2 protein-coding genes are annotated in these 2,576 nt (G+C 40.8%); both read left to right on the top strand.

Annotated features, from left to right (window positions below; all coding sequences use genetic code 11):
- On the top strand, positions 1 to 1,267 hold a 1,267-nt coding region (locus HFK82_RS08635), incomplete at its 5' end, for a PilZ domain-containing protein (RefSeq protein ID WP_206151240.1).
- On the top strand, positions 1,264 to 2,576 hold a 1,313-nt coding region (locus tag HFK82_RS08630), incomplete at its 3' end, for a hypothetical protein (RefSeq protein ID WP_168261477.1). The genes HFK82_RS08635 and HFK82_RS08630, both read left to right, overlap by 4 nt.

Here is a 2,576-nt window from a genome sequence, read left to right as displayed (position 1 = left end):
CAGCTACAATGTCAATATCTTTTTCAATCCAAAATTTAGCTTTGCTCAAAAGGTTGTTTACCTCAATAGTTACCTCTACTGGTGGTCTTTCTTCAGACGGATGATATATATTTTGGCACCGATTTTGTTTGCGGCCTTTGATATTCGCGTGGTGGTGTCTAATATCTGGCTCTTGCTCTTGTTTGGTTTTCCGGCTTATGGATTGACGCGTTTGGCGATGTGTGATGCGTCAAAAGAATACCGCACACAGATTTGGGGAGAAATTGTGGAAACGATTTTTGCACCTTATTTAACCATCCCTTTTCTCTTAGAGGCTTTTGGAATTAGCGAGAAGAAGTTTAAGGTGACTAAAAAAGTTTCGGATAATTCTTGGACCTTGCGCTTGTATGCCTTACCTTATATCATTTTGTGGAGCTTATCGGTTTATGGGCTCATTCGTTTTAACGATGGTAAATTTGGCTCGGAGTTGTTTTATGGTAGTGTCATTAGTTTTTGGCTCATTCATCATATCATCAATTTAACTTTTGCTATTTTCTGTGCCGTGGGTCGTCCTTCTTATCGCGCTTTTGTGCGTTTTCCAGTGGATGAAACCATCAATATTAAAGTGGACGGTTGGGCTTACCAAGTCCATGTGGCTGATATTTCAGAAACGGGGATTTCTTTCAAGACAGATTTGGCCTTGTATTTGCCAAAGGACAAAGACATCACGCTGTACTTGAAATCTCAGGATTATAAAGCCAAAGCTAAGGGGAGAGTGGTTAGAGTTATTAGCGACGAAAATGAATGGCTTTATGGCTTGCATTTCGTGTCTGTGCCAGAATCAGAAAAACGCGAGTTTTACCAATACATCTATGACCGTATCAACCACAATCTCCCACAGGTTCGAGATCCTTGGATGTCTGTTTGGGATGATTTGTTGGAAAATATTTTGCGACGTTTGCCGGTGGAAAGACGCGAGGCGACACCTTACGATCGCATGGCTCTCCCTAAAGTAAATGTCAATGAAATAGTGCATATTGGTAAGGAGGCTTACAAATTACAATATAGCAATTATTATTACATGACTTTTGTAGGTAAGTTAAAGCAAGATACAGATGAGGAGCAGGAATTGACCTTTGATTATAAAGGCATGGATGTGAAACTGGATTTTGTATCTTATGACAAAGAGGCCAATAAGTCCCTTTATCAAGTGACGAATTTAGCTAGTTTGGCAAAAACACCTCAGTTTAAACAGTTGGCGAGTGAGTGGAAAGGTCAGGTAGCATGATAGTCAGATTTGCTTTCTTTGTTTTTTTTATGGTTGGTTATGCCGATCTTTTTCGCAATCGTTTCAAGATGAACCGTCGTTTGACTTGGGTATTCACTTTTTCAGCGATTACCTTAGTGCTTTATCTTGCGGCTTTGTTCAATGCTTTGCTGCCAGCGGTTTATGGTATTTGTGGACTAGGTGCTATTTTGAGCATGTATCAGATCTGGCGATATATGACCAAGAAAGATAGCATCAGAGGGCTTGATTTTACAGCTCTTGCTATGTTGCTCTATCTCTTGCTTTTTGGTGCAGTTTTATTGCAATCGTCATTGCTTCACTTTGATAATTTCACCCATTGGGGCAGTATCGTCAAATTTTTATTTATCAATGATAGCCTACCAACGCAACAAGATACTATCATTGATTTTTACACGTATCCTGTGGGAAGTTCTTTATTTATTTACTTCTTTACCAAGGTTGTCGGATTTTCAGAAGGTGTCATGCTGGTAGGGCAATTGGTTCTTATCTTGTCAGGCTTGTATGCCATGTTTGCTGCCTTGCGTGATGAACGCCGCGCCTTGCCCTCAGCAATGATTTTTGCCACTTTTGCTGTGTTCAATGTTTTTAATATTGCCATTCGTTTGAACAATCTTTTGGTGGATTTTCTCTTGCCTGTGCTGGCTTTAGCAGCAATCGCAGGCTGCTTTGCTTACCGCAATCAATTTTGGCGGATGTCCTTGCACACCTTGGTGGTTTTAGGTCTTTTGAGCATTGTTAAGGTGAGTGGACTTTTCTTTGTGGCCATAGCCTTGTTTGTCTATTTGTTTTTTGTGGTTCGCTTGATACGGCGCAAAATCATCAGATGGTGGAACCTATTTCCAGCCTTGTTGACCGCAGGACTTAGTTTTCTTCCTTATCTCCTTTGGCAAATACACATGAGCCTCAACTTTACCAATGTGTCTAAAGCTAAGCACGCGGTGTCTTTTTCAGAAATTGACCAAATACTGGCAGGGCATATGGATGATGTGGCACAAGAAATCATAACCCATTTCACAAAAGAAGTCTTTCAATTTGGTAGTCTGGCAACGCGTGGCATTATCGGGCTAAACCTTGTCATGCTAGTTGCTGTGATTGGTTTTGGTCTTTTTGCTCATCGATTCAGACGTTTATTGGCCACTTGGGTATTGCTAGATGTAATGATTGTGGCCTATTACGTTGGGATTTTGTTGATGTATTTGACGGCTATGCCAACGGACGAAGCCTTGGAACTAGCTGGTTTTGAGCGTTATGCATCTAGTATGGTTATTATGGCCTTTGGTTTGATGGT

The sequence above is a fragment of the Streptococcus alactolyticus genome, from assembly GCF_012277075.1.
In the GTDB taxonomy this organism is placed as follows: Bacteria; Bacillota; Bacilli; order Lactobacillales; family Streptococcaceae; genus Streptococcus; species Streptococcus alactolyticus.
The sequence above is the reverse complement of the archived record's forward strand: the minus strand, read 5'-3'. Positions and strand labels throughout refer to the sequence as shown.